General features: G+C 49.5%; 14 protein-coding genes. 7 read left to right on the top strand and 7 right to left on the bottom strand.

Annotated elements, in window-relative coordinates; genetic code table 11:
* Window positions 1-138 precede the first annotated feature (138 nt).
* On the top strand, window positions 139-2,568 hold the full coding sequence (locus GCU39_RS22225) for an O-antigen ligase family protein (RefSeq protein ID WP_193726581.1): 2,430 nt from the start codon (window positions 139-141) through the stop codon (window positions 2,566-2,568).
* A 164-nt stretch (window positions 2,569-2,732) separates the two neighbouring features.
* Window positions 2,733-3,835 (top strand): IS3 family transposase gene (locus tag GCU39_RS22230; protein WP_407671722.1). Its coding sequence is split into 2 segments (ribosomal slippage): window positions 2,733-2,946 and window positions 2,946-3,835, totalling 1,104 coding nucleotides; the frame shifts between segments, so codons are not numbered across the junction.
* Window positions 3,836-3,905: 70 nt separating this feature from the next.
* Here GCU39_RS22230 and galU read toward each other — a convergent pair.
* The 4 genes from galU to GCU39_RS22250 form a co-directional block, all read right to left on the bottom strand.
* On the bottom strand, window positions 3,906-4,775 hold the full coding sequence (galU, locus tag GCU39_RS22235; RefSeq protein WP_152395477.1) for a UTP--glucose-1-phosphate uridylyltransferase GalU: 870 nt from the start codon (window positions 4,773-4,775) through the stop codon (window positions 3,906-3,908).
* A 126-nt stretch (window positions 4,776-4,901) separates the two neighbouring features.
* A complete protein-coding gene (locus tag GCU39_RS22240) occupies window positions 4,902-7,526 on the bottom strand; it encodes a U32 family peptidase (protein ID WP_152395478.1) in 2,625 nt (874 codons plus the stop codon).
* Between the two features lie 483 nt (window positions 7,527-8,009).
* Complete coding sequence (locus GCU39_RS22245; RefSeq protein WP_152395479.1) at window positions 8,010-9,905, bottom strand: copper amine oxidase N-terminal domain-containing protein; 1,896 nt, start codon at window positions 9,903-9,905, stop codon at window positions 8,010-8,012.
* Between the two features lie 20 nt (window positions 9,906-9,925).
* Window positions 9,926-11,077 carry a S1C family serine protease gene (locus GCU39_RS22250; RefSeq protein ID WP_227793298.1) on the bottom strand — a complete coding sequence of 384 codons (1,152 nt, stop codon included), beginning with the start codon at window positions 11,075-11,077 and terminating at the stop codon, window positions 9,926-9,928.
* Window positions 11,078-11,512: 435 nt separating this feature from the next.
* Between GCU39_RS22250 and GCU39_RS22255 the strand changes: the two genes are divergently transcribed.
* The 4 genes from GCU39_RS22255 (at window position 11,513) to GCU39_RS22270 (ending at window position 15,499) form a co-directional block, all read left to right on the top strand.
* Entirely contained in the window at window positions 11,513-12,154 is a 642-nt protein-coding gene (locus GCU39_RS22255) for a helix-turn-helix transcriptional regulator (RefSeq protein ID WP_152395480.1), read from the top strand.
* Window positions 12,155-12,245: 91 nt separating this feature from the next.
* Window positions 12,246-13,343 carry an alanine racemase gene (locus GCU39_RS22260; protein ID WP_152395481.1) on the top strand — a complete coding sequence of 366 codons (1,098 nt, stop codon included), beginning with the start codon at window positions 12,246-12,248 and terminating at the stop codon, window positions 13,341-13,343.
* Window positions 13,344-13,377: 34 nt separating this feature from the next.
* Complete coding sequence (locus GCU39_RS22265; RefSeq protein WP_152395482.1) at window positions 13,378-14,982, top strand: N-acyl-D-amino-acid deacylase family protein; 1,605 nt, start codon at window positions 13,378-13,380, stop codon at window positions 14,980-14,982.
* 52 nt (window positions 14,983-15,034) lie between these two features.
* Window positions 15,035-15,499, top strand: a complete 465-nt coding sequence (locus GCU39_RS22270) for a RidA family protein (protein ID WP_152395483.1) — start codon at window positions 15,035-15,037, stop codon at window positions 15,497-15,499.
* A 65-nt stretch (window positions 15,500-15,564) separates the two neighbouring features.
* Here the strand turns inward: GCU39_RS22270 and GCU39_RS22275 are convergent, their stop codons facing one another.
* Window positions 15,565-15,774, bottom strand: coding sequence for a hypothetical protein (locus tag GCU39_RS22275; RefSeq protein ID WP_152395484.1), 210 nt, complete (start codon window positions 15,772-15,774; stop codon window positions 15,565-15,567).
* A gap of 287 nt (window positions 15,775-16,061) precedes the next feature.
* Between GCU39_RS22275 and GCU39_RS22280 the strand changes: the two genes are divergently transcribed.
* Complete coding sequence (locus GCU39_RS22280; RefSeq protein WP_152395485.1) at window positions 16,062-17,690, top strand: nitrite/sulfite reductase; 1,629 nt, start codon at window positions 16,062-16,064, stop codon at window positions 17,688-17,690.
* Between the two features lie 137 nt (window positions 17,691-17,827).
* Here GCU39_RS22280 and uvrA read toward each other — a convergent pair whose 3' ends face one another.
* Window positions 17,828-20,692 (bottom strand): excinuclease ABC subunit UvrA, encoded by a 2,865-nt coding sequence (gene uvrA / locus GCU39_RS22285; RefSeq protein WP_152395486.1) that lies wholly within the window; start codon window positions 20,690-20,692, stop codon window positions 17,828-17,830.
* A 411-nt stretch (window positions 20,693-21,103) separates the two neighbouring features.
* Window positions 21,104-23,098 carry an excinuclease ABC subunit UvrB gene (gene uvrB, locus GCU39_RS22290; protein WP_152395487.1) on the bottom strand — a complete coding sequence of 665 codons (1,995 nt, stop codon included), beginning with the start codon at window positions 23,096-23,098 and terminating at the stop codon, window positions 21,104-21,106.
* Between the last annotated feature and the right edge of the window lie 86 nt (window positions 23,099-23,184).

Raw genomic sequence — 23,184 nt, forward strand, 5'->3', positions numbered from 1 at the left:
TATCAAATATGTATCCCTAATTCTAGGACGCCATTTTATCTAACTCTTTTGCGACAATTTTTATCCATTTCCCTTCCTCCCTACAGATATGGTAAAATAATGTCGTCATTTCTGAACGAAGAAGGAGATTGTAGAACAATGTCATATCCATCATATGGAAAAATCAAGAACACTACAAGTAAGATATCGAAACATGATCAAACTTCACTGATCCAATGGATTCTTATGGGTGTTCTCGCCCTCTTCTTACTTTGGTCCCCATTATGGGCCGCATTATTTAACGGGCAACAGATTACTTTTGAAAGACCTCTCTATGAGGCCATGCGCTGGGTAGCCGTCATTATGCTAATTACGGGCGTCTATCTATTTAAAAACTGGAGGCCCGGCGACATAAAAGACTGGTATGCAATCCTCGTTTTTGCATTGCCATTGACTTATCTCATATCGCTCATTCCGGCTGCATCGCATTATCAAGCATTAAATATGGTCTATGTCTATCTGATCTATGCCATCATTTTTGTCGTCGGTCTCTATTTTACACGAAATGCACGAGATAATTCGATTATCCGGAATACATTGCTAGTTTCGACATATTTTACGGTTTTTTTCGGACTGTTCCATTGGTTCGGCAACAGCAAATTTATCGCAGACGTATTGGGATGGTTAATTCCTTTAAAATCAGCAGCAGGTACGTACTTAGATGCAGTGATGACGGACTCTAACGGTCTACGTCTCACATCATTTTTCCAGTATGCGAATACGTATGCCGCATTTTTGATTGCGATCCTATTTGCAAGTGCGTTTCTTCTCGTTAAAAGCCGGAAATGGTATGTATCAGCGATCCATGCTTTTATGCTGGTACCGATCATCCTGTCCTTCTTTTTAACGTTATCCCGTGCGGCATATGTCATTTTGCCGGTAGTATTTCTAATCGTAATTCTATGCCTCAAGCCTTATCGGCAAATTATGTACACGGTACATATGGCGATTGCATTCATCGCATCGATGGCGATCTTAAATAAAGTAACGACTATTGGGATTTCAGTAAACGAACAATTTAACGGGTCGGAATCATTGAAAGGTTGGATGCTAACGCTCGGGGTTTCACTCGCCGTTGCCATCCTTGCAACGTTATCGCAGCAATTTGTTACGCCATGGTTGCAGCAAAAGCTTAACCAATTCGGGCAGCGCAAAGCATCTTCGCTAATCATGCCTGCCGCCGCAGTTATTTTAGGCGTGGTCATGGTGTTTGTTTTCATCGGAACAAGCGCGAAAAACTTACTTCCTGAGAACGTAAAAATTCGTCTTGAGAACATCAACTTTAATCAGCACAGTGTCCTCGAGCGCGGAACCTTTTATAAAGATGCCATGAAGTTAGTAGCCGATTACCCTGTCTTCGGCGCAGGCGGCGGCGCGTGGTATTCCATGTATGAGAAATATCAACACAATCCGTATATAAGTCGTCAGGCGCACAGCTTCTTCTTCCAGAACATTGTTGAGGTAGGGATTGTAGGGTTCAGTGTTCTAGTTGGGCTTCTGATTCTATTCTTCTATACTTATCTTAAAAACTTTGTCCGAAGTGAAGAAAACGATCGTGATTCACATTTCTACTATTTCATTATTGCCATTGCGCTTCTCATCCACAGCGCACTTGACTTCGATCTCAGTTACGTATATGTAGGCGTACTGCTATTCTTATGCCTAGGTGCCATGCTGGCGAACATCAAATCGCAAGAATCCGTCAAACTCAAGAAGCTTACAGGTTTGAAATGGGCATATCCATCCTTCATCTCTGTGCTTGCCCTAGTCATGTTTATTTTTGCTCAGATGTCGCTAAGTGCGAATGCCAGTTTCATGACATCGCTCACGATGGTTCAACAACAGACAAGCAATGATTACAATCAAATTGTTACGCCGCTGAATAAAGCGCTCGGGCTCCGCGAGAACCCTGACTATACGCAGCTCAAAGTACAATTGCTTCAATCCGTTTATAGTCAAAATCAGAACCAACCATTCTATGATGAAGCGCAGTCCCTTTTAGACAAAACACTTAAGAAAGAGCCATACAACTTCGGGTTAATTAGTCTTCAAATGAAACAGTATGATCTCATCGGTGATAAGAAAAAACAACTTACGCTTGTTGAGGAACAATTAAAGAATTTCCCTTGGAATATGACGTTATATGAGAATGCTATACAACTAAATATAAATTCCGAAAACTACGACGCCGCACTTGCTACTTATCAAAAAATTCTCGATCAAAAGCAAGTACTTGCATCCTTACCGAAAGAACAATCTCAAGGTCGGGCATTTGATATCACACCAAAAACCAACTTAGACATTGCTAAAATCTATTTTACTCAAGCCAATTACGAAAAAGCTTCAGCATTTATCAAACCACTTCTCACTGCGGATTATAATGATGCAGTGAACAAAGATATGGCTCGCTATTATGTAATTTCCTTGCAAAAACAAGGTACAACAGACCAAGCCGTATATGACGCTCTTGTAGCAACGGGTGTTAATGAAAAAGATATCATCGATGCTATAGCAGCCGACGCAAAATAATTAACAAAAAAAACGCCTTGCGCAGATAAATGGGACTGACCCCATAGTGTGAGACAAATCAAAACACCTTCAAGTGAAATCTACTATGTCGTAAGATATAGGGACAATCTTGGAGGTGTTTTTGTAGTGGCAACAAGAGAGTGAGTTATCCAGAAGAAATAAAGATGAAAGCTATAGAGATGAGATTGGCTGGTGTTCCAGTGAGAGAGGTTATGGAGCAGCTTAATGTACGAAATAAGACGCAATTAAAAACTTGGATGAGATGGTATCGTAATGGAGAACTTCATAGACTGAGGCAACCTGTTGGCAAACAATATAGCTACGGTAAAAGTACTGAGATTACTTCGGAATTAGAGAAGCTAGAAAATCGTTATCTTAAGTAGCAGATGGACGTGCTAAAAAAGTACAAGGAGTTGGAAAGGAGGTGGAAGCAGAACTCGTAGTAGCTTGTATAGCGTCTTTTCAAGGCGAATTGAGTGTTTTACAGGCTTGTGCATGGCTAGGAGTCCCACGTTCAACATACTATCGCTGGAAAGCTAGAAACAAGGACATGAATGAATCTAACATTGTGGAGAGAATACGTGAGCTATGCACTCAACATAAATTTAGGTATGGATACCGAAAAATTACAGCACTGCTCCGCTTTGAGCATCAAATTAATCACAAACGGGTTCAGCGAATTATGCAACAAGAGCAATTTCAATGCCGAGTAAAAGTAAAGAAACGTAAACCAACGGGTCAACCTGTACAGGTCGCAGAACATCTACTCAAGCGTCAATTTCAAGCAACAGGACCCATGCAAAAGCTAGTGACGGATATTACGTATCTGCCATTTGGTAATAAAACGTTGTACTTATCGAGCATTTTAGATTTGTACAACGGAGAAATTGTCGCGTACAATATTGCAGATACACAAGATACATCCTTTGTTTTAGATACGCTAAATCAGCTTCCAGATCAGCAAGGTATGATGTTACACAGTGATCAGGGCAGCGTGTATACGTCTCAAGCTTATCAAGGGACTGTAAAAGGAAAAGGCATTACCATGAGCATGTCCCGTAAGGGAACACCCGCTGATAATGCCCCTATCGAATCGTTCCATTCCACACTAAAGTCTGAAACGTTCTATCTCGAAGGGCTAACCTGCACAACGACGGCAATCGTTGAACAGACCGTTCGAGATTACATTAGTTATTATAACTCAATTCGCATTCAAACGAAATTAAATAACCAGTCGCCGATACAATATCGACAACTGGCTGCTTAAACTTGCAAGGTGTTTTGATCCCTGTCTCACAAACGGGGGTCAGTCCCATAAACTTGCCAAGGCGTTTTTATCATTTCGTCTCTACAATGCCACGCATAAACTCTCTCAACTCGTCTCTCAACTCTTCCTTTTGCAACGCATACTCAATCGTTGTTTTAATAAACCCTAACTTCTCCCCGACATCATGCCGCTTGCCAAGAAAATGATAAGCCAAAACTCGCTCCTGTTGATTCAATCGAGCAATGGCATCCGTTAGCTGGATCTCTCCCCCTGCACCCACATCTTGCTGGTCAAGGATATCGAAGATGGCAGGTGTAAGTATGTATCGCCCCATAATGGCTAAATCCGAAGGAGCTTGGTCTACAGGCGGCTTTTCCACAAACCCTTTCGCTTGATATAAACGCTCACCTATTGCTAACCCATCTACAATACCGTAACGCGATACTTCTGCGTGTGGAACAGGTTGGACGCCTACCACGGAAGCTTGATGCTGGTTAAACACTTCGATCATTTGTTTTAGACAAGGATCACCGGACTGTACGATGTCATCGCCAAGCAGCACGGCAAATGGCTCGTTCCCGATGAACTTGCGTGCGCACCAAACGGCGTGGCCAAGTCCCTTTGGTTCTTTCTGGCGAATGTAGTGAATATCAGCCATTTGTGACGACTTCTGCACTTCCCCTAGAAGCTGAATCTTACCTTTCTCTAATAATGTATGTTCAAGTTCAAATGAATTATCAAAATGGTCCTCAATCGCACGTTTGCTCTTCCCAGTTACGATAATGATATCTTCTATTCCGGAAGCAACCGCTTCTTCTACGATGTACTGAATGGTCGGTGTATCCACGATCGGAAGCATTTCCTTCGGCATTGCTTTTGTTGCTGGCAAAAAGCGTGTACCTAACCCTGCTGCAGGGATAATAGCTTTACGGATTTTCATGATTGTGCCTCCTTCAACTATGATTATCCATATTATACAGGATTTCATAGAAAGAAACTTCACTGTGTAATTGAAATAAAAAAGAGTCTTCACGCAAATGCGTAAAGACTCCTTCATCTCAACTACCTACTTCACCAACTGCCCCCGCGTTACGCCGAGCTGATTCGTTGCCTTCAACGTCTTCCAAACCTTCGTACCGCTGATCTTGCCTTGCAGCGCACGGCTGTAGAGATCGATGACCTCATGGACTTGGTCTGCCGTTTCTTCCAAGAACTCAACACGATAGTGCGTAACGCCGAGCTCGAGGAAATTCTGAATGTACTCCGCACCCGACTGCTCGATAGCGTTGTAGACCGTGTTGCGGCAGCCTTCGTCGACGCGTACAGGATGAGACATCCCAATACGGTCCTGCAAGGAAGCACGATGCTCTTCGCAAGGACGGCCGCAGTTCGTGTAGTCCGTGCCTTCACTCATGAAGGTACAGTACACGCAGTGCTCGGTATGGAACATCGGGAGATGCTGATGGATAACTACTTCCATCTTCGATGTATCCGCACGACCGAGAAGATCGACCATTTGTTGAATATTCAAATCGTAGGAAGGCGTGACCAGGTCACAACCTGCCTCCACGAATAGATCTGCTGCTTTGTGGTTCGCGATATTGAGCGAGAAGTCACCGATCAAGCGCGGGAATTTCTCCATCTTCGCGAACGTGTCTGCGAGGCTGCCTGTCGAGATATTCGATGGGCCAACCGCAGTGCCTACATGCAGAATATCGCCACTAGCCACTGCATTCACATTCATGCCGTTCTTCATCGCTTCAAATTCCGCACGAGCACGCATGTAGAAGTATAGTGCACCCGTGTTGCGCACAAGAATCGCATCCGGCTGCAGCTTCAGGATGTTGCGATGGTAACCGTTCTCGTTCGGCATATGGATGCGCGGTGTCACAAGAGCAATCTGCTTGCCGGCTGCACGAGCCGCTTCCACCGCTGCCGGGAACTGCTTAATGAACTCGAAGTCCGCATAGATCATGCCGACTTCACTCGCAGCCGCTGCCTGCACTTGTTCTAGCGTACGACACAACGCGGTCAGCTTGGAATGCACCGTGCCAGGCGCGTGTGCCTTCGCGTCTGCGTACACCTCTACCGCCCGTTTCACGTATACGGGCGGCTTCGGGCGCTCGCCAGCGAGCTGCTCCACCGCAGAGCGGCGCAGCGCGTTCAGCTCGCGCATCGGCAAGATGACCGCGCCCTCTAGGTGCGCGTCCATCGCCTCCAGCTGGAACAGCGTACCGCCGAGACGGCCCAGCTGTTCCTCCAGCAAAGCTGCGTCCATCGGACGCTTAAGCGCCTCTTCGAGCAGGAGCTCCGAATCGACCTGCACGGTCACGCCCTTCTGGACGTCCGTCCACCACGTACGCAGCGGCTCGCCTGCGCGGCCCTCGACGCGGACGTGAACAGGGAACACCCGATACGGCTTCTCTGTCTCGAATGTCTGACGCAGACGCTTATCGAGTGCCGGATCGCTCGTCTTCCAGATTCGGTCGCCGACATGCACCTTCTGCAGGTTCACGTCGTTTCGACCAGGCACGATGTCGATGATCCACCCTTCAGCCGCTTCGCCTTCCAGCTTCACGCCTTGACGACGCACGTCATAGACGCGTCCGCCCTCTTCCTTCTTCGTCGGATCTCCGGCGTCGAATACGATCCCGTCTCCACGTTTCAGTGGCGCTTCGATCTTACAGACAACGCCGTCGCGAAGAATCTTCTCGACACGACCAAGGTAGACGCCACGTGATTTCGGGAACGTCCCTTCGACCAACTTCTTGTTGTTTGTACCTTCCAAGAATCCGTGCGTGAACCCACGCGAGAAGCTCTGCTGCAATTCACGGATTTCTTCCTTCGACGGCCCTGAACGATCGCCCGCAAAATACTGGTCAATCGCCTTCCGGTACTTGCTCACGACGTTCGCAACATACTCAGGGCTCTTCAAGCGCCCTTCAATTTTGAACGACGTCACGCCCGCTTCAATCAGCTCCGGCACGATATCGATCGCCGCAAGATCCTTCGGCGAGAGCAAATACGCCACATCGCCCATTGGCTTCTGTTCGCCATCCACCATCAAGTCATACGGCAAGCGACAAGCCTGCGCGCACTCCCCACGGTTCGCAGAACGGCCGCCCCACATCTCGGATGTGAGACATTGCCCTGAATACGATACGCAGAGTGCCCCATGCACGAATACTTCCATTGGAAGCTTCGCTTGATCACCGATCATTTTAATCTGCTTCAGGTTATTCTCGCGGCCTAATACGACCCGCTCCATATCCCAAGGCTTCGTGAATTCAACCGCCTCCGGGGACGTAATCGTCATTTGCGTTGAACCGTGGATCGGGAAGTCCGGCGAGATCTCACGAATCATTTTTACAAGACCCAAATCCTGCACGATCACCGCGTCAACCCCGGCATCAATACACGCGTCAATCAACTCTTTCGCATCCGGCAACTCTTCCTCGAAGACGAGAATGTTGAACGTTAAGAACCCTTTAACCCCATAACTATGCAAAAACGCCATAATCTCAGGCAATTCATCCATCTGAAAATTGTTCGCCCGCGCACGCGCATTAAATTTCTCCACCCCGAAGAAAATCGCGTCCGCACCATTTGCCACCGCCGCACGCATACAATCCCAATCGCCTGCTGGTGCGAGCAGTTCAATATCCGCCCGTGTGAGCGTTGTCTGACTCATTTCGTTTACCCCTCTATTCCTATCATCCGCAGATGACTAATCTTCTAAAAAAGCTCTACTCTCTAGTTTACCAAAGTTTCCGCCTAATAATCTATATGAATTCATAGGAATTATTCCGACGGCTATGCTCTACCTCACACATCACTCCTCTTCTTTACGCTAACGAACCCCAGTAACCTTATTTGCCCTATTTTGTCCATTTTCAAAATCTAACGAATCCCTATATTGCTATTCTCTCCGAATCGACGCCAAACGAGCCATACAGAGCACAATAGTATGACCACGATTCGTTAGACCAGCCGATCCCATATTTTCACCCAAATAAGCAATCTACGATTCGTTAGCCTCCGAGCTGCTAGGACGTGGAGTCTCAGGAGACGCATGCCCACCACGCACGTTTTTCATTCACAACACACCCCCTCCGCCTCAACGCACAAAAAAACCGCAACCCCCACCGGGAGCTGCGGTCATTCGAACTTATCCCTAATTCGTCCACTTCAACGACTGGAACACACTCTGAATCGCCTTTTCGTTCACGTCCGTCCGATTTGCCTTCATGACCGTCGATAGCAGCGAGTATACCTTGCCATTCTTCACAATGACGTACTGCTCGTAATGCGCCTCTTTGCCGTCCAGCACGATCTTGTAAGCCGGTTGGCCTGCAAGCGTCGTCGAGTCCGTGCTCGTTACCGTGTAATTCTTATACAAAATGCGTTGCTGCTCGTAGACATACTTGTATGCTTCGACCTCTTCGCTAAGCGTACGATCCGATGGATTAACCGATACTTCGAATGAACCGCCTGGGAAATGGTACTGTACTTTCCCCGGATCGGATGCACCGTACTCACTCTCGATACGCGTCCAATAATTTGGAATTGTTAAGGAATATGCATTCTTCTTGGACGATTTCACCGTCGTAAGGCTACGGTCGACATAAGCCCGTGTATCCTCGAGGAAGCCAAAGTTGCTGCTCAGTTCTTTCGTATTCAGCTTAATGCCCTTCACCAACGTACCGAACAAACTGTCGGCAGCCTTATTTTTCGCATCATAATCATATTGAATCAGATACTTGTAAGATCCGGCAATCAAGAAAATCTCCGACTGCACGTACGTATCTTCACCGGTAGTGAATTGATATTTCTTCAGCAAGCCCTCTTGCCCATCCACCTTAATCGGCTCGGTCGTCAGCAGCTTCCATGCGTCCGGTACGAACACATCTTTGAAATATTGATCCATCTGGCCTGCCCACGCATCCAGCTTGAGTCCTGATGCAGCCGATGAGATATCGAATGTCAATTGCGCAGTACCGTCATCATTGCCGAAAATCAAATCCTCCGGATACAATTCCCACGAAGCCGGCACATTCACCGTTACGCCGTAGTCGCTATTGACGACTTTGCGCATCCCGCCTACAACCGTAGACAAATCTTTCAGCTTCGCATTCCCCTTGTCATACGCAGGTCGGAACGAATTGAGCAAATCATTGTGCTTCGCCAGATCCTTATAGTTCTTCGCTAAGCCATCGCTGTAATACAGCTCATAATATGTATCATTCGCGTAATATCCCCGGATCGCGCTATACACGCCATCCTCACCTTTGGAGATCACTTGCGCATACGGGGTTGTCCCGCTCTTCACTGTCTTCTTATCAACGACCAAGCCGTTCTCCGAGAGCGCAGCATTCGTCAATTGCTTTAGAAGATCATCATCCGTCATCTTGTCATCGACCTTCGAGACGGATACAGCCAGCAGATACGTCCCCTTCTCATCAGTAAAAGAAACATAATCATCCGCTTCGCTCTGGAATTGCTTCACGAGGCCCGTCGGATAGCGCATCGACCAGGAATAGTAGCTGTCGCCAATCATCGTCTTGCCCGCATCGCTATCGATGCCGCCAATCGCCCCGGTTCCCGCATTCCCATCCAAATTGGCGGTAATGACAATCGTGTGATCCGCATCCACCTTAACGTTCGCAGCGAGCGCATCCGTGACGACGCGCATCGGCACCATCACGACGCCGTTAACCAACTGCGGTGCTGCCCCGGTTGGGACGGTACGTCCATCAACCGTCGCATTTGTACTGCCGATCACGAATTGAATCGTATGGTCACCGGAAGTAATCGTAATTTTTTTATTATTTTCGAACGAAAATTCCACTTGGAACGCCTTCGTAATCAGCGAGAGCGGTACCATCGTCGTCCCCTTCTCCGTATAAGGCTTCGCAATACTGATTCGCTGACCATTCAATGTTGCGTTTGTGCTGCCCAGCTTGAACTTCAATTCTACACTGTCACCCGCACCTGCCATTGCAACGCCTGGCATGACCATCGTGAACGCCAAGACAAGACAGATTAACCAACCGCTTAACTTTTTCCCCATCGCTGCTTCCCCTCTCACTTCTAGCTCTGCTCCGTTAATTGAAGCTTACGTTCGACCAGATCGCCGCCGGATTGCATCATCAGCTTCACGGTCTGGCCAGGCATATATCCCTTGAACATTTCATTGATATCAAGCATGGTCGTCACTTGTTTGCCATTGATCGAATAAAGCACATCGCCTGCCTTCACCCCAGCTTTCGCTGCCGCATCTGAATCGACGCGTGTTACCGTAAGCGGTTCGTTCGTCGGCAGACCGACAATCGCAGACCAGCTCTCCTCCATGTCGAACCCAAGCGCTGGACGTTTCACTTTGCCATATTGCATGAGCTGATTCACGATATACTGCACCGTGTTCGTCGGTATGGAGAAGCCCATGTTCTCAACCCCGATAGCGGAATACTTCAGCGAGTTGATCCCGACGACCTCACCCTTCATATTAACGAGCGGACCGCCGCTGTTCCCCGGGTTAATCGCCGCATCTGTCTGAATCAGCTTGTAGATCGAATCCACACTGCGATTTAAGCCACTGATCACCCCTACCGTTGCCGAGTTCCGGAATGAAAACGATATCGGCGTTCCCAGGGCCACAACCGACTCCCCTACCTCAACGCTGGCCGTGGATGGAGCGAATACCGCCGGGGTCAGATTTTTCGCGTTAATCTGAATGATGGCAATATCGCTAACCTCATCGACGAACTGCTTCACTATCGTATAGGACTTCCCATCCGACATCACAACCACGGCATTCTTCAAGCCGCTGACGACATGAGCGTTCGTGACGATCCACCCGTCCTTCTTCAGCACCACACCTGTTCCATGCGCAAGATTATACCGGTCGGATGTATCGACCTCACCGCCTTCGGATACTTTACCAATGATCGCGACAACCGAAGGAGATAGCTTCTTCACAATCGAAGGAACGGAATTCCCCGATTTATATTGATAGGTTTGGCTCTTCGCGTCATAGACGCCCTGTCCGCCCAGCTGGCTGACGAGAGAGCTCGCCTTCACATAGACTTGTCCATCCACGACTTTCGCTTCTAGCTGTGCATCGCTAGATTGACCCGCCGCGAGCACACCTGCTGCATTGCTGAATACCATCAGCGCAATCGCACTCCCACATACCATCCGGCGCATCCGCGCGCGATTCCCGCTCTTCATTCCTGACATCATTTGGCCTCCTTGTCCACTTTCCTAACTTGAGATACAAGTGGAATCTCGCACTCTCGCATTCTTGTGATTATACTCTTTTTTCACAGCATGAAAAGACTCAAATTGAACCCTTCGTTACCATACGAAATCGAAGAGCGGTTGGATGCATCATTTTGGAAAAAAGACGTATCTCAGTTGTAGCACACTCTTCCATTTATTTCAAAATAAAAGAATGTATAATTTTAGCGAATATCCTGTTCCACCCTTCATCCTTGATTTGAAAACCTCTATCATCCTACGCATCCACCCGAAGCAATATGACCTCTACACATCATCTTTACATAAGCGATATAACTTTCTTTTAGTCTAACAAACTTTTTGTTTGATTTTGGTAGATCTTGTGCTATCATGTGAACCATAACCACGTTATCAATAGAACGGAAGTGATGAATACACATGGAACGTATTGAAGCCGAATTTGAATTTCTGTCCTCACTCGTTCGCGGGATTGCCGCCCAATTCGGGGAGAATTGCGAGGTTGTGCTTCATGATCTCACGAGGCCATACGACAGCACCATCGTCGCGATCGAAAATGGTCATGTCACAGGACGCAAGGTCGGTGACCCCGGCACGAACCTCGGCCTTGAGCTGCTGCGCGGACAATCGGACAGCGGTAACAAGATCAATTACGTCACGCAGACGAAGGACGGGCGGATTCTGCGCTCGACGTCGCTCTATATGCGGAATAGCGAAGGCACCGTCATCGGCTCGCTCTGCATCAATTACGACATTACCGATCTGATGATGGCGGAGAAGACATTACAGTCCTTGACGGCAAGCGGACTTCAGCCTGAAGTGCGTGAGAGCTTTGTCTCCAACGTCTCCGATCTACTGGATCAATTGATCCAAGAAGCGCAAGAGCAAGTCGGCAGACCTGTCGCCGCGATGACCAAGGAAGACAAAATGCGGCTCATCCAGCTGCTCGATCAGAAAGGCGCTTTTCTTATTAAAAAGGCGGGCGAAAAGATTTGCGGTTATTTGAATATCTCGAAGTATACGCTGTATAGCTATTTAGAAGAATCGAAAACAAGCGAATAGAGCCCTCATCGTTCACGTGCTTGTCTCCAACATCGATTCAGGCACATCGCGAAGGTTCGAATACGAACACTTATATGGAAGGAGAATCGCCATGTCCACACATTTGGAAACCCCTTGTATCGTGATCGATGCAGCCAAAGTACGTCAGAATATCGATCGGATGGCTCAGACCATCCAGTCGCACGGCGTGAAGCTTCGTCCGCATGCCAAGACGCATAAGATGCCCTCTGTCGCACAGTCGCAGCTCGAGGCTGGGTCACACGGTATTACCGTCGCCAAAGTCTCTGAAGCCGAGGTGATGGCGGCTGGTGGCATCACCGACATCTTCATTGCCTACCCCCTCGTGACGCCATCCAAAATTGCACGTGCGATTGAGCTCAGCCGCTCTATCCGTCTCATCATTGCTGTTGATAGCCTCGAGGGCGCACGTCGACTCTCCGAACAAGCTGCAGCGGCAGGAACCTCACTCGAAGTTCGCCTTGAGATCAATACGGGTCTTCGCCGTACCGGCGTGAACCCGGATCAGGCCGTCGCTTTGGGGCAACAAATCGATGCCTTCGACCATCTCCGACTCACCGGCATCTTCACCTTCCGCGGCGCGCTCATCGACGGCGCAGCGACACTCGATCTAGAACGTGCCGGCCGCGATGAAGGTGAATGGATGGTCCGAATCGCGACAGCCATGCGTGATGCTGGGCTGACCATTGAAGATGTGAGCGTCGGTTCTACCCCCACGGCGGCTTACGCGGCGGCGGTACCTGGCATTACGGAAGTTCGTCCTGGTACCTATGTCTATCAAGACCGGATGCAGGCCGCATTTGGTGTATGCGCTATCAACGATTGTGCGGCCAGCGTGCTCGTCACTGTCGTGAGCAGACCCAGCCCCGACCTCCTGGTGATCGACGGCGGCAGCAAGACGTTCGCGACCGATGTCCAGCCGGGTACGGCTCCACTGCATCTCGTCGGCTTCGGCCATGTGATCGGTACACCAGAGGCCGTGCTTGAGCGGCTGAGCGAGGAACATGGCATGCTGCGCGTTCCAGCCGATTGTCCCTGGCAGGTCGGCGATCTGATACAGATCATCCCGAACCATATTTGCAGCACCGTGAATTTGCATAATCAAGTCATTTGGCAGGACCAAGGCGAATGGACAGCGATGCCTGTTCTAGGCCGCGGAATGCTGGAGTAGTTGAATATCGTAGTTTACAAAGGAGTGCAGCGCGATGCTCGATCTCATGTTGAAAAACGGCAAAATTGTTGATGGAACTGGAAACCCCTGGATCGCTGGCGATGTAGGGATTAAGCAAGGGCAAATCGTACAGGTTGGACAGCTCCAGCAGGAAGCCCACCGCACGATTGATGTACACGGTCAAGTCATTGCCCCAGGATTTATTGATGGCCACTGCCATTCGGATCTGATGATCCTCGATCATCCTTATAGCGAGATTAAGCTTCAGCAAGGCGTGACGACCGAAGTCGTCGGCAACTGCGGACTAGCGCCGGCCCCCTTCTTCCCGGAGACCGCAAGTCTGCTGCAGACCTACGTCGAGCCCATCCTGGGGAAGACGAAATGGAACTGGCCTTGGAAGACGGTCGAGCAATACATGGAGACACTCGCGAAGTCGAGTCCATCTGAAAATATCGCGACCTACGTAGCCCATGGCGCCCTCCGTATTGCTGTGATGGGTTTCGCGAACCGCCCTGCAACGCGTGAAGAGCTGGACCGAATGAAGCAGCTGCTGGAGGAAGGTCTCCGCGCTGGAGCCATCGGATTATCGATCGGATTGCTCTATGCGCCTGGCAGCTATACCTCTCGCGAAGAAATTGCCGAGTTATGCAGCGTCCTGCCTAAATATAATGGACTGTTTTCAACACATATCCGCGGCGAAGGCAATAATCTGCTTCCTTCCATTGAAGAAGTGATCTGGATTGCGGAGAAGACTGGCGTATCACTGCACATTAGCCATTTGAAAGCAGCAGGCCGTGCCAACTGGGGCAAAATTCTCGAAGCGCTTGAACTCATCGAAGCAGCACGCGGCCGCGGCATGGATGTCACCGTCGATGTGTATCCATATAACGCTGGGTCGACCATGCTAACGACCGTATTGCCGCCATGGGTGCTCGAAGGCGGGATCGAACGAACGCTGGAAGCTTTCCGTGACCCGTCGATTCGGCGTCGCGTACGCGAGGAATTAGGCAGCGAGCAGAAGGATTGGGATAACCTCGTCTATTCAACAGGTTGGCATAGCGTCTATCTTTCGGCGGTGCATACTGAAGCGAACCGTCCGCTGGAAGGCAAGCACATCGAGGAAATTAGTGAGCTTCGCGGACAACATCCGGTCGATTGCGTGATGGATTTGCTGCTGGAGGAAGGCGGACAAATCTCGATCGTCTACTTCCATATGTCCGATAGCGATGTGAAAGAAGTTATTCGCTATGATAAATCGCTGATCGCTTCCGACAGTCTGACCTGTGAGACAGGCAAGCCGCATCCGCGATTGTATGGCTCCTTCCCACGGATCTTCGCTAAGTATGTACGCGAAGAGAAGACATTAACGCTCGAGCAGGCGGTCCGCAAAATGACCTCCTTCCCGGTCCAACGCTTCAAACTGGGCAAGCGCGGTCTCATCGTTCCAGGTTATATCGCGGATCTTGTCGTCTTCGACCCGGCGACCATTACCGACACTGCAACCTACCAGGACCCTCGTCAATATCCGACGGGCATCTCGGAGGTTATCGTTCGCGGTGAGCCGACGCTCTCGCATGGACGTCATACAAGAGCTCGTGAAGGTGCGTTTATACCGGCTCAGCACTGCTGCCATCATTAATTCGTTGTTACACCTTTTTCAATATGAACCACATTATTAGGAGGAACTGAACATGTCCAAAATCGAACAACGTCTGCAAGAACTCGGCATTACCTTACCTGAGGTTGGTGAACCGAAATTCGCTTACCTGCCTTGTAATCAAACCGGCAACCTCGTCTATACGTCAGGCCATGACTGCCGCATCAACGGTGTGTTGATGTATGAAGGGAAGCTCGGCAGCGACCTCACGATCGAGCAAGGACAAGAAGCAGCACGTCAAGTGATCATTAACTGCCTCGCTGCATTGCGTGCGCACTTAGGCGACCTCGACCGTGTCGTGAAGGTTGTCAAAATGCTGGCATTCGTCAATAGCGCACCTGGTTTTGCCGATCAGCCCTATGTCATCAACGGCGCATCGAACCTGCTTATTGATGTGTTCGGCGAGAGCGGCCGTCACGCACGTTCCGCGATTGGCACGAGTGATCTGCCTTTCCATACGCCAGTGGAGATTGAGATCATTGTCGAAGTTCGTGATTAATCAAATCATACGATCGAACGCAAAAGACCCTCTGACAGCCGTCAGAGGGTCCCTTCATGATTACGTTAAGCTAACCAACTTGTTTTAATCATCGCAACATCTGCAATCAAGAATACGATAAGACTTACCGTCGTGAATGCAATTGCGAATTTATTCTTCACACGTTCGCTCAATAGACGTACAAGAGCCACTACGAGGATAAGCGTTGCGACAACCATGATGATATCGAACCACTCGAATTTCTTCGCAGCTTCTGCAGCTTCAGCTAACAACATGCCGGGACCCCCTTGAAAATTCTCACAATTTACCTATCTTCATCTATGTTAGCGCCCAGTGCCAACATATGCAAGCAAAAAACACCAACTTTAACAAACTTGTCACCTATTATATCCCATTTTGCAATGAAACTAATCACATTCACCACCATGAATTTATTATTTCATTTATAACAATTCCTTATAGGTGGAATCGATAATCGTTAATTTACGCCAAACTGGAAATATGTTACGATATTCTATATTTCATACTGTTTTAATCGGAATTAGATTCAGGGGGGCTCCAGATGGCATATGAACCGGTGTGGACGGCGGATCCGTCAAAGTTAAATAAGCTCGAATTTGTCAAACTCGAGAAGGATGGTCTTGATGTCATTCGTACGATCATCGAGAAATACGCATTAGAAGGTTATGACTCCATTACACCAGAGGACATGGACCGTTTCAAATGGGCGGGTGTCTACCAGCAGAAACCGAAGAATGGATTCTTCATGATGCGTATTCGAATTAATGGCGGCATCCTTACGACAGGACAAGCTCGCGCGATTGCCGAGATCGGTCAATTGTACGGACGCGGCTTGATTGATGTAACGACACGTCAAGCGATCCAATACCACTGGCTCACGGTTGAATCCTTGCCGGATATTTTCAGACGCCTGGAAGAAGTCGGACTGTACTCCTACGAAGCTTGTGGCGATTGCCCGCGTACAATTGTCGGTAACCCGCTTGCTGGGATTGACCGTGACGAACTCATGGATACGGTAGGTCTCGTCGAAGAGATCAATGATTACTTCTTAATGAACCGCGATTTCTCGAACCTGCCTCGTAAATATAAAATGTCGATTTCAAGCAATACTTATAATAACGCACACGGTGAAATCAACGACTTAGCCTTCGTACCTGCTACAAAAGTGATCGACGGCGAAGAAGTCATCGGATTCCACGTGTTGGTCGGTGGCGGATTATCCGCGAAACCACATCTCGCTCAGAAACTGGATATTTTCGTTCGTCCTGAGGAAGCACTGAAGGTTGCGATCGGCGTAACGACAATTTTCCGGGATTACGGATATCGCGAGAAGCGCCATCATGCACGTCTGAAGTTCCTCGTCGCAGACTGGGGCCCAGAGAAATTCAAGGAGAAGCTCATTGAGCTTGTCGGCGAATTGCCAACCCGTGGCGATGATAAGCTGGTTGGATGGCAAGCTGCTTACTATGACGGCGTTCATCCACAGAAGCAAGCTGGCCTCAACTATATCGGTCTGAACGTCCCTGTAGGGCGCTTGAACTCCGATGAATTGATTCAACTGGCTGACGTGGCAGATCAATTCGGTGAAGGCAAGCTGCGCACGACGATGTCGCAGAACATCTTGATCAGCGGTGTGCCGGACGACAAGGTCGAAGAAGCGCTTCAAGCACAAGTATTGCAACGGCTGACACCGTTCCCTGAACACTTTATGAGCCGTACGGTATCGTGCACAGGCAACGAGTTCTGCAACCTGGCTGTTGTTGAGACAAAAGAGCGTGCGCGTAACGTTGCCAAGTATTTGGATGAGCATGTAGAGCTTGATGAGAAGATCCGCATCCACTTCATCGGATGCCCGAATGCTTGCGGACAGAAACATATTGCAGATATCGGCCTCCAAGGCGCGTTAGTAAAAACGCCTGACGGCATGATCGATGCATTTGATATTGCGGTTGGCGGCACGCTTGATCCCCACGCGCCGAAGTTCAATCAAGTGCTGAAAGGCCGCGTGAAAGGCGATGATGTCGGCTCCGTTCTTCAACGGCTCATCTTGTTCTACAAAGAGAACCGTGAAGCCGAGGAGACTTTCCATCAGTACGTGAACCGCGTTGGTGTTCCAGCATTCCAAGAGAAACTTACCGAAATTTTAGCATCTGAAATTTTAGCATCTTAATCATGATCGAACACGGACCCCTTCCACCTCGGATGGGGTCTTTTTTCGTTGAATCGCATGGAGGCGAAGTTATCAGTTTGATTAAAATCAACAAAAAGAGCCGTGCCCCCATAGGACACGGCTCTTGCCATTTCATATTACACTGATGCTGTCTCCAGCTGCTGCTCTGTACGAACGCGGTCGCGTTCTAGAATCGGCTTCAGGTATTTACCGGTATACGAGATCTCTGTCTGAACCACTTGTTCTGGCGTACCCGTGGCAATGATCGTACCGCCGCCGCTTCCGCCTTCTGGCCCAAGGTCGATCAAGTAATCCGCTGTCTTAATGACATCGAGATTGTGCTCGATGACCAGAACCGTCTCGCCAGAATCGACTAGACGATGAAGGACCTTCAATAAGCGATCGATATCATGGACATGCAGACCTGTCGTCGGCTCATCTAGGATATACATCATTTTGCCCGTGCTACGGCGGTAGAGTTCTGCTGCGAGCTTCACGCGCTGCGCCTCCCCACCAGACAACGTTGTTGCCGGTTGACCTAGATTGACGTAGCCCAAGCCGACATCAAGCAATGTCTGCAGCTTACGGTGAATCTTCGGAATGTTTTTGAAGAATTCCACAGAATCTTCGACCGTCATTTGCAGGACATCTGCAATGCTGCTGCCTTTATATTTCACTTCGAGTGTCTCACGGTTGTAGCGCTTGCCTTTGCAGACTTCACAAGGGACGTAGACATCCGGCAAGAAGTGCATCTCTATCTTGATGATTCCATCGCCGCGGCAAGCCTCGCAGCGTCCGCCCTTCACGTTGAAGCTGAAGCGGCCTTTCTTGTAGCCGCGAATCTTCGCTTCATTCGTCGATGCAAAGACATCGCGAATATCATCGAATACGCCCGTATACGTCGCTGGATTCGAACGCGGCGTCCGACCGATTGGCGATTGGTCAATATCGATGACACGCTCGATCTGCTCGATCCCCTTCATCTCTTTGTACTGCCCTGGGCGCACTTTCGCACGGTTCAGATCGCGAGCCAGTGTCTTGTAGAGAATCTCATTGACGAGCGTCGATTTTCCGGAGCCAGACACCCCGGTTACCGCCGTGAATACCCCGAGAGGAATCTTCACGTTAACGTTCTTCAGGTTGTTCTCCTTCGCCCCTTTGATCTCCAGCCAGCGCCCGTCGTTCTTGCGACGCTCGAGCGGTACCGGAATGAACTTGCGGCCGCTCAAGTATTGACCCGTTAGCGAGTTCTCATCTTCCATAATCTGTGCCGGTGTACCTTCAGACACCACCACACCGCCATGAATACCTGCACCCGGTCCCATATCGATGATATAGTCCGCCGCCAGCATCGTATCCTCGTCATGTTCGACAACGATAAGTGTGTTTCCGAGATCACGCATATGTTCGAGCGCTTTGATCAATCGATCGTTGTCCCGTTGGTGCAAGCCGATACTTGGCTCGTCCAGAATGTAGAGAACCCCCATGAGGCTCGAGCCGATCTGTGTCGCTAGACGAATCCGCTGCGCCTCACCGCCGGACAACGTTCCCGCCGCACGGCTCATGGTGAGGTACTGCAGCCCCACATTCACGAGGAAGCCGAGTCTCGCATTGATCTCTTTCAAGATCAACTGCGCAATCTTCTGTTCTTTCTCCGTCAAGGTAAGTCCGTTGAAGAATTGTTCGGCATCACCAATGGATAGCGCCGTCACGTATGCCATGTTCTTATCGTTGATCGTAACCGCGAGACTCTCTTTCTTCAAGCGGTCCCCTTTACAAGTTCCGCAAGGCTTCGCGCTCATGTACGCTTCAATATACTCACGGATCCCTTCAGATCCAGTGTCACGATAACGGCGCTCAAGATTGTGAACAATCCCTTCGAATGGGACAAAAGCTTCCTTCTTATGCCCAAAGTCATTCTCGTATTTGAATCGAACCTTCTCTTTGCCGGTTCCGTACAATAGCTTCGCAATTTGTTCCTTCTCCAGCGTCGATACCGGAACGTCCGTCTGAATGCCATAGTGCTCACAGACCGACTTCAGGAATTGCGGATAATAGTTCGACGTACTGCCTGCCCATGCCTCAAAAGCTCCGTCTTCAATCGTTAACTCCGGATTAGTGACGAGCAAGTCTGGATCGACGATCATTTTAAGCCCGAGTCCATCACAATCCGGGCAAGCCCCGAACGGACTGTTGAAGGAGAACATCCGCGGTGCCAGCTCATCCATGCTGAATCCACAAACCGGACAAGCTAAATTCGAGCTGAACATTAACTCTTCTTGGTCGATGATATCAACAAGCAACTGCCCATTCGATAACTTCAGTGCGGTCTCAATCGAATCCGCCAACCGCGTCTGAATATCTTCTTTGATTACAATCCGGTCGACGACAACTTCGATATTGTGCTTCTTGTTCTTCTCTAGTTCAATGGTCTCGCTCAAGTCACGAATCTCACCGTTCACGCGAACCCGCACGAACCCTTGCTTCTGCACATCCGCTAATAGCTTCGTATGCTCGCCTTTGCGTCCCGATACGATTGGCGCCAGAATCTGCAGCTTCGTCCGCTCAGGATATTGCATAATCCGGTCTACCATCTGCTCAACGGTCTGTGAAGTAATCTCAATCCCATGCTCTGGACAATGCGGACGTCCGATTCTTGCGAACAATAGACGCAAATAATCATAGATTTCCGTTACGGTACCCACGGTCGACCGCGGGTTCCGACTTGTCGTCTTCTGGTCGATTGAGATCGCGGGCGACAATCCGTCAATCGAATCGACATCCGGCTTCTCCATCTGTCCTAAGAACTGCCGTGCATACGCGGACAAGGATTCGACATAACGCCGTTGTCCTTCCGCATAAATCGTATCGAATGCAAGCGACGATTTCCCGGATCCACTCAGGCCTGTTAAGACAACGAAGCGATCGCGCGGAATGGTCACATCAATGTTCTTCAAGTTATGCGCGCGTGCGCCCTTGATTACTATGTTTTCACTAGCCAACTTCACAACCCCCTGGCCCCTTAATCTCTAAGGGAATTTTCCCCCTGAATCCCCTGAGGGGACATATTACATACTTTCTTAACTACTTTCTTGAACCCCCTAAATCCCCCTTAGAAAGGGGGACCCCAGAGGGCTAGCCCTCTGGACACCCTCAAGTTTGTCTAGCGAGTTACTGAGACGCTCTCTAGGCTGGTCGAGGGGATATCGCTTTCGTCTTAGATTGAGGGTTAGCCCCTGCTAACCCTCAATCTAAGACACGCTTTATGTTAACGTGACTTGGATACAAATAGGTAAATCAAACCTGTATAAACCCAACCACTCGAACCACGTATTACTGTTCTACCCATCTATCTCCATCATGCCCACCTTGACAGGCTCATAGACTTATAGATTCGCTATATTCCGCTCATCTTAGTCCTGCGACTTCAATTCCATCAACGCGTCACGCAGCTCCGCGGCGCGCTCGAACTGCAAGTTCTTCGCCGCTTCCTTCATCTCGGCTTCGAGACGTTCGATCATCGACGAGCGATCTTTCTTCGACATCTTCGCGCCAGCGCCAGTGAGGTAATCGGCCTTTTGCTCCGCAACCTTCGTCGCTTCGATAACCTCGCGTACCTTCTTCTTGATCGTCTGCGGTGTAATGCCATGCTTCTCGTTGTACGCCATCTGGATCGAACGGCGGCGTTCGGTCTCCGAAATCGCCTTTTGCATCGAGTCCGTCATTTTGTCGGCATACATAAGAACGTGACCTTCCGCGTTACGCGCCGCACGGCCGATCGTCTGGATCAACGAACGCTCTGCGCGCAGGAAGCCTTCCTTATCCGCGTCCAGAATCGCGACGAGCGATACTTCCGGCAAGTCAAGACCTTCCCGCAGCAAGTTAATCCCCACCAAGACGTGGAATGTACCAAGACGCAGATCCCGAAGGATCGACATCCGCTCTAGTGTCTTAATATCGGAGTGAAGGTAACGCACCTTGATGCCGATCTCCTTGAAGTAGTCTGTCAGATCCTCTGACATCTTCTTCGTGAGTGTCGTCACGAGTACCCGCTCATCCTTCGCAATCCGGTCACGGATTTCCCCAATAAGATCATCAATCTGTCCTTTCGTTGGACGGATCTCAATCACAGGGTCGAGCAATCCCGTTGGACGAATGATCTGCTGCACCATCTCTGGACAATGCTCCAGCTCATACGGACCCGGTGTTGCCGATACGTACACGCACTGGCCTGCCTTCTGCTCGAACTCCTCGAATTGCAGCGGTCGGTTATCCAGTGCAGACGGCAAGCGGAATCCATGCTCAACCAGCACCGTCTTCCGCGCACGGTCACCATTGTACATCGCCCGAATCTGCGGCAATGTGACGTGGGACTCATCAATGACGATCAAGAAATCATCTGGGAAGTAATCCATTAACGTATAAGGCGTCGCCCCGGGCTCACGGAACGTTAATGGTCCAGAATAGTTCTCAATCCCCGAGCAGAACCCGACTTCCTGCATCATCTCAATATCGTACCGTGTACGTTGTTCAAGCCGCTGCGCTTCGAGCAGCTTCCCATTCGCGCGCAGCACCTCTAACCGTTCTTCCAGTTCACGTTCAATATTAACGAGCGCTCGCTTCATCGTCTCTTCTTGGGTGACGAAGTGAGACGCCGGGAAGATCGACACATGTTCACGTTCACCAATCAACTCACCGGTCAAGACATCGATCTCCGTAATCCGCTCAATCTCATCACCGAATAGCTCAATACGAACGGCGTGCTCCCCCTTCGAAGCCGGGAAGATCTCCACGACATCGCCGCGAACGCGGAATGTACCGCGTACGAAGTTCAGGTCATTGCGTTGATATTGAATGTCTACCAGCTTCGATAGAATCTGATTCCGCGGCTTCTCCATCCCGACGCGAAGCGACAGAACCATGCTCTTATATTCCATCGGCGATCCTAAGCCATAGATACAAGACACACTCGCGATGATGATGACATCTCGGCGCTCGAAGAGCGATGCCGTCGCGGAGTGACGCAGTTTATCAATCTCCTCATTGATACTGGAATCCTTCTCGATATACGTATCGGACGAAGGAATGTACGCCTCCGGTTGGTAATAGTCATAGTAACTGACGAAATAGGATACCGCATTATTCGGGAAAAATTCCTTGAACTCACTGCACAGCTGTGCTGCCAGCGTCTTGTTGTGTGCAATGATTAGGGTTGGCCGGTTCACTTGAGCAATCGTCTGTGCAATCGTAAATGTCTTCCCTGTGCCCGTTGCACCGAGCAGCGTCTGATATTTCTTCCCGTTATGAATCCCTTCGACCAATTCCGCAATCGCTTGCGGTTGATCCCCTTGCGGCGAAAATTCAGATTCAAGCTGGAACTTACTAGAACTTACGACAATATCACTCATTGGACACTCATCACCCACACATGTAAAATATTTACCTGCACGCCTAATGCAGCAGGTGCTAAACTATATATTCGAACTTCCCGATA

It is taken from the genome of Paenibacillus guangzhouensis, from assembly GCF_009363075.1.
Lineage (GTDB): Bacteria > Bacillota > Bacilli > Paenibacillales > Paenibacillaceae > Paenibacillus_K > Paenibacillus_K guangzhouensis.

Bases quoted from the DNA above. Each gene is read 5' to 3' on its own strand.
- GCU39_RS22225 (WP_193726581.1), top strand. From the start codon at position 139: ATGTCATATCCATCATATGGAAAAATCAAGAACACTACAAGTAAGATA.
- galU (WP_152395477.1), bottom strand. From the start codon at position 4,775: ATGAAAATCCGTAAAGCTATTATCCCTGCAGCAGGGTTAGGTACACGC.
- GCU39_RS22240 (WP_152395478.1), bottom strand. From the start codon at position 7,526: ATGAGTCAGACAACGCTCACACGGGCGGATATTGAACTGCTCGCACCA.
- GCU39_RS22245 (WP_152395479.1), bottom strand. From the start codon at position 9,905: ATGGGGAAAAAGTTAAGCGGTTGGTTAATCTGTCTTGTCTTGGCGTTC.
- GCU39_RS22250 (WP_227793298.1), bottom strand. From the start codon at position 11,077: ATGATGTCAGGAATGAAGAGCGGGAATCGCGCGCGGATGCGCCGGATG.
- GCU39_RS22255 (WP_152395480.1), top strand. From the start codon at position 11,513: ATGGAACGTATTGAAGCCGAATTTGAATTTCTGTCCTCACTCGTTCGC.
- GCU39_RS22260 (WP_152395481.1), top strand. From the start codon at position 12,246: ATGTCCACACATTTGGAAACCCCTTGTATCGTGATCGATGCAGCCAAA.
- GCU39_RS22265 (WP_152395482.1), top strand. From the start codon at position 13,378: ATGCTCGATCTCATGTTGAAAAACGGCAAAATTGTTGATGGAACTGGA.
- GCU39_RS22270 (WP_152395483.1), top strand. From the start codon at position 15,035: ATGTCCAAAATCGAACAACGTCTGCAAGAACTCGGCATTACCTTACCT.
- GCU39_RS22275 (WP_152395484.1), bottom strand. From the start codon at position 15,774: ATGTTGTTAGCTGAAGCTGCAGAAGCTGCGAAGAAATTCGAGTGGTTC.
- GCU39_RS22280 (WP_152395485.1), top strand. From the start codon at position 16,062: ATGGCATATGAACCGGTGTGGACGGCGGATCCGTCAAAGTTAAATAAG.
- uvrB (WP_152395487.1), bottom strand. From the start codon at position 23,098: ATGAGTGATATTGTCGTAAGTTCTAGTAAGTTCCAGCTTGAATCTGAA.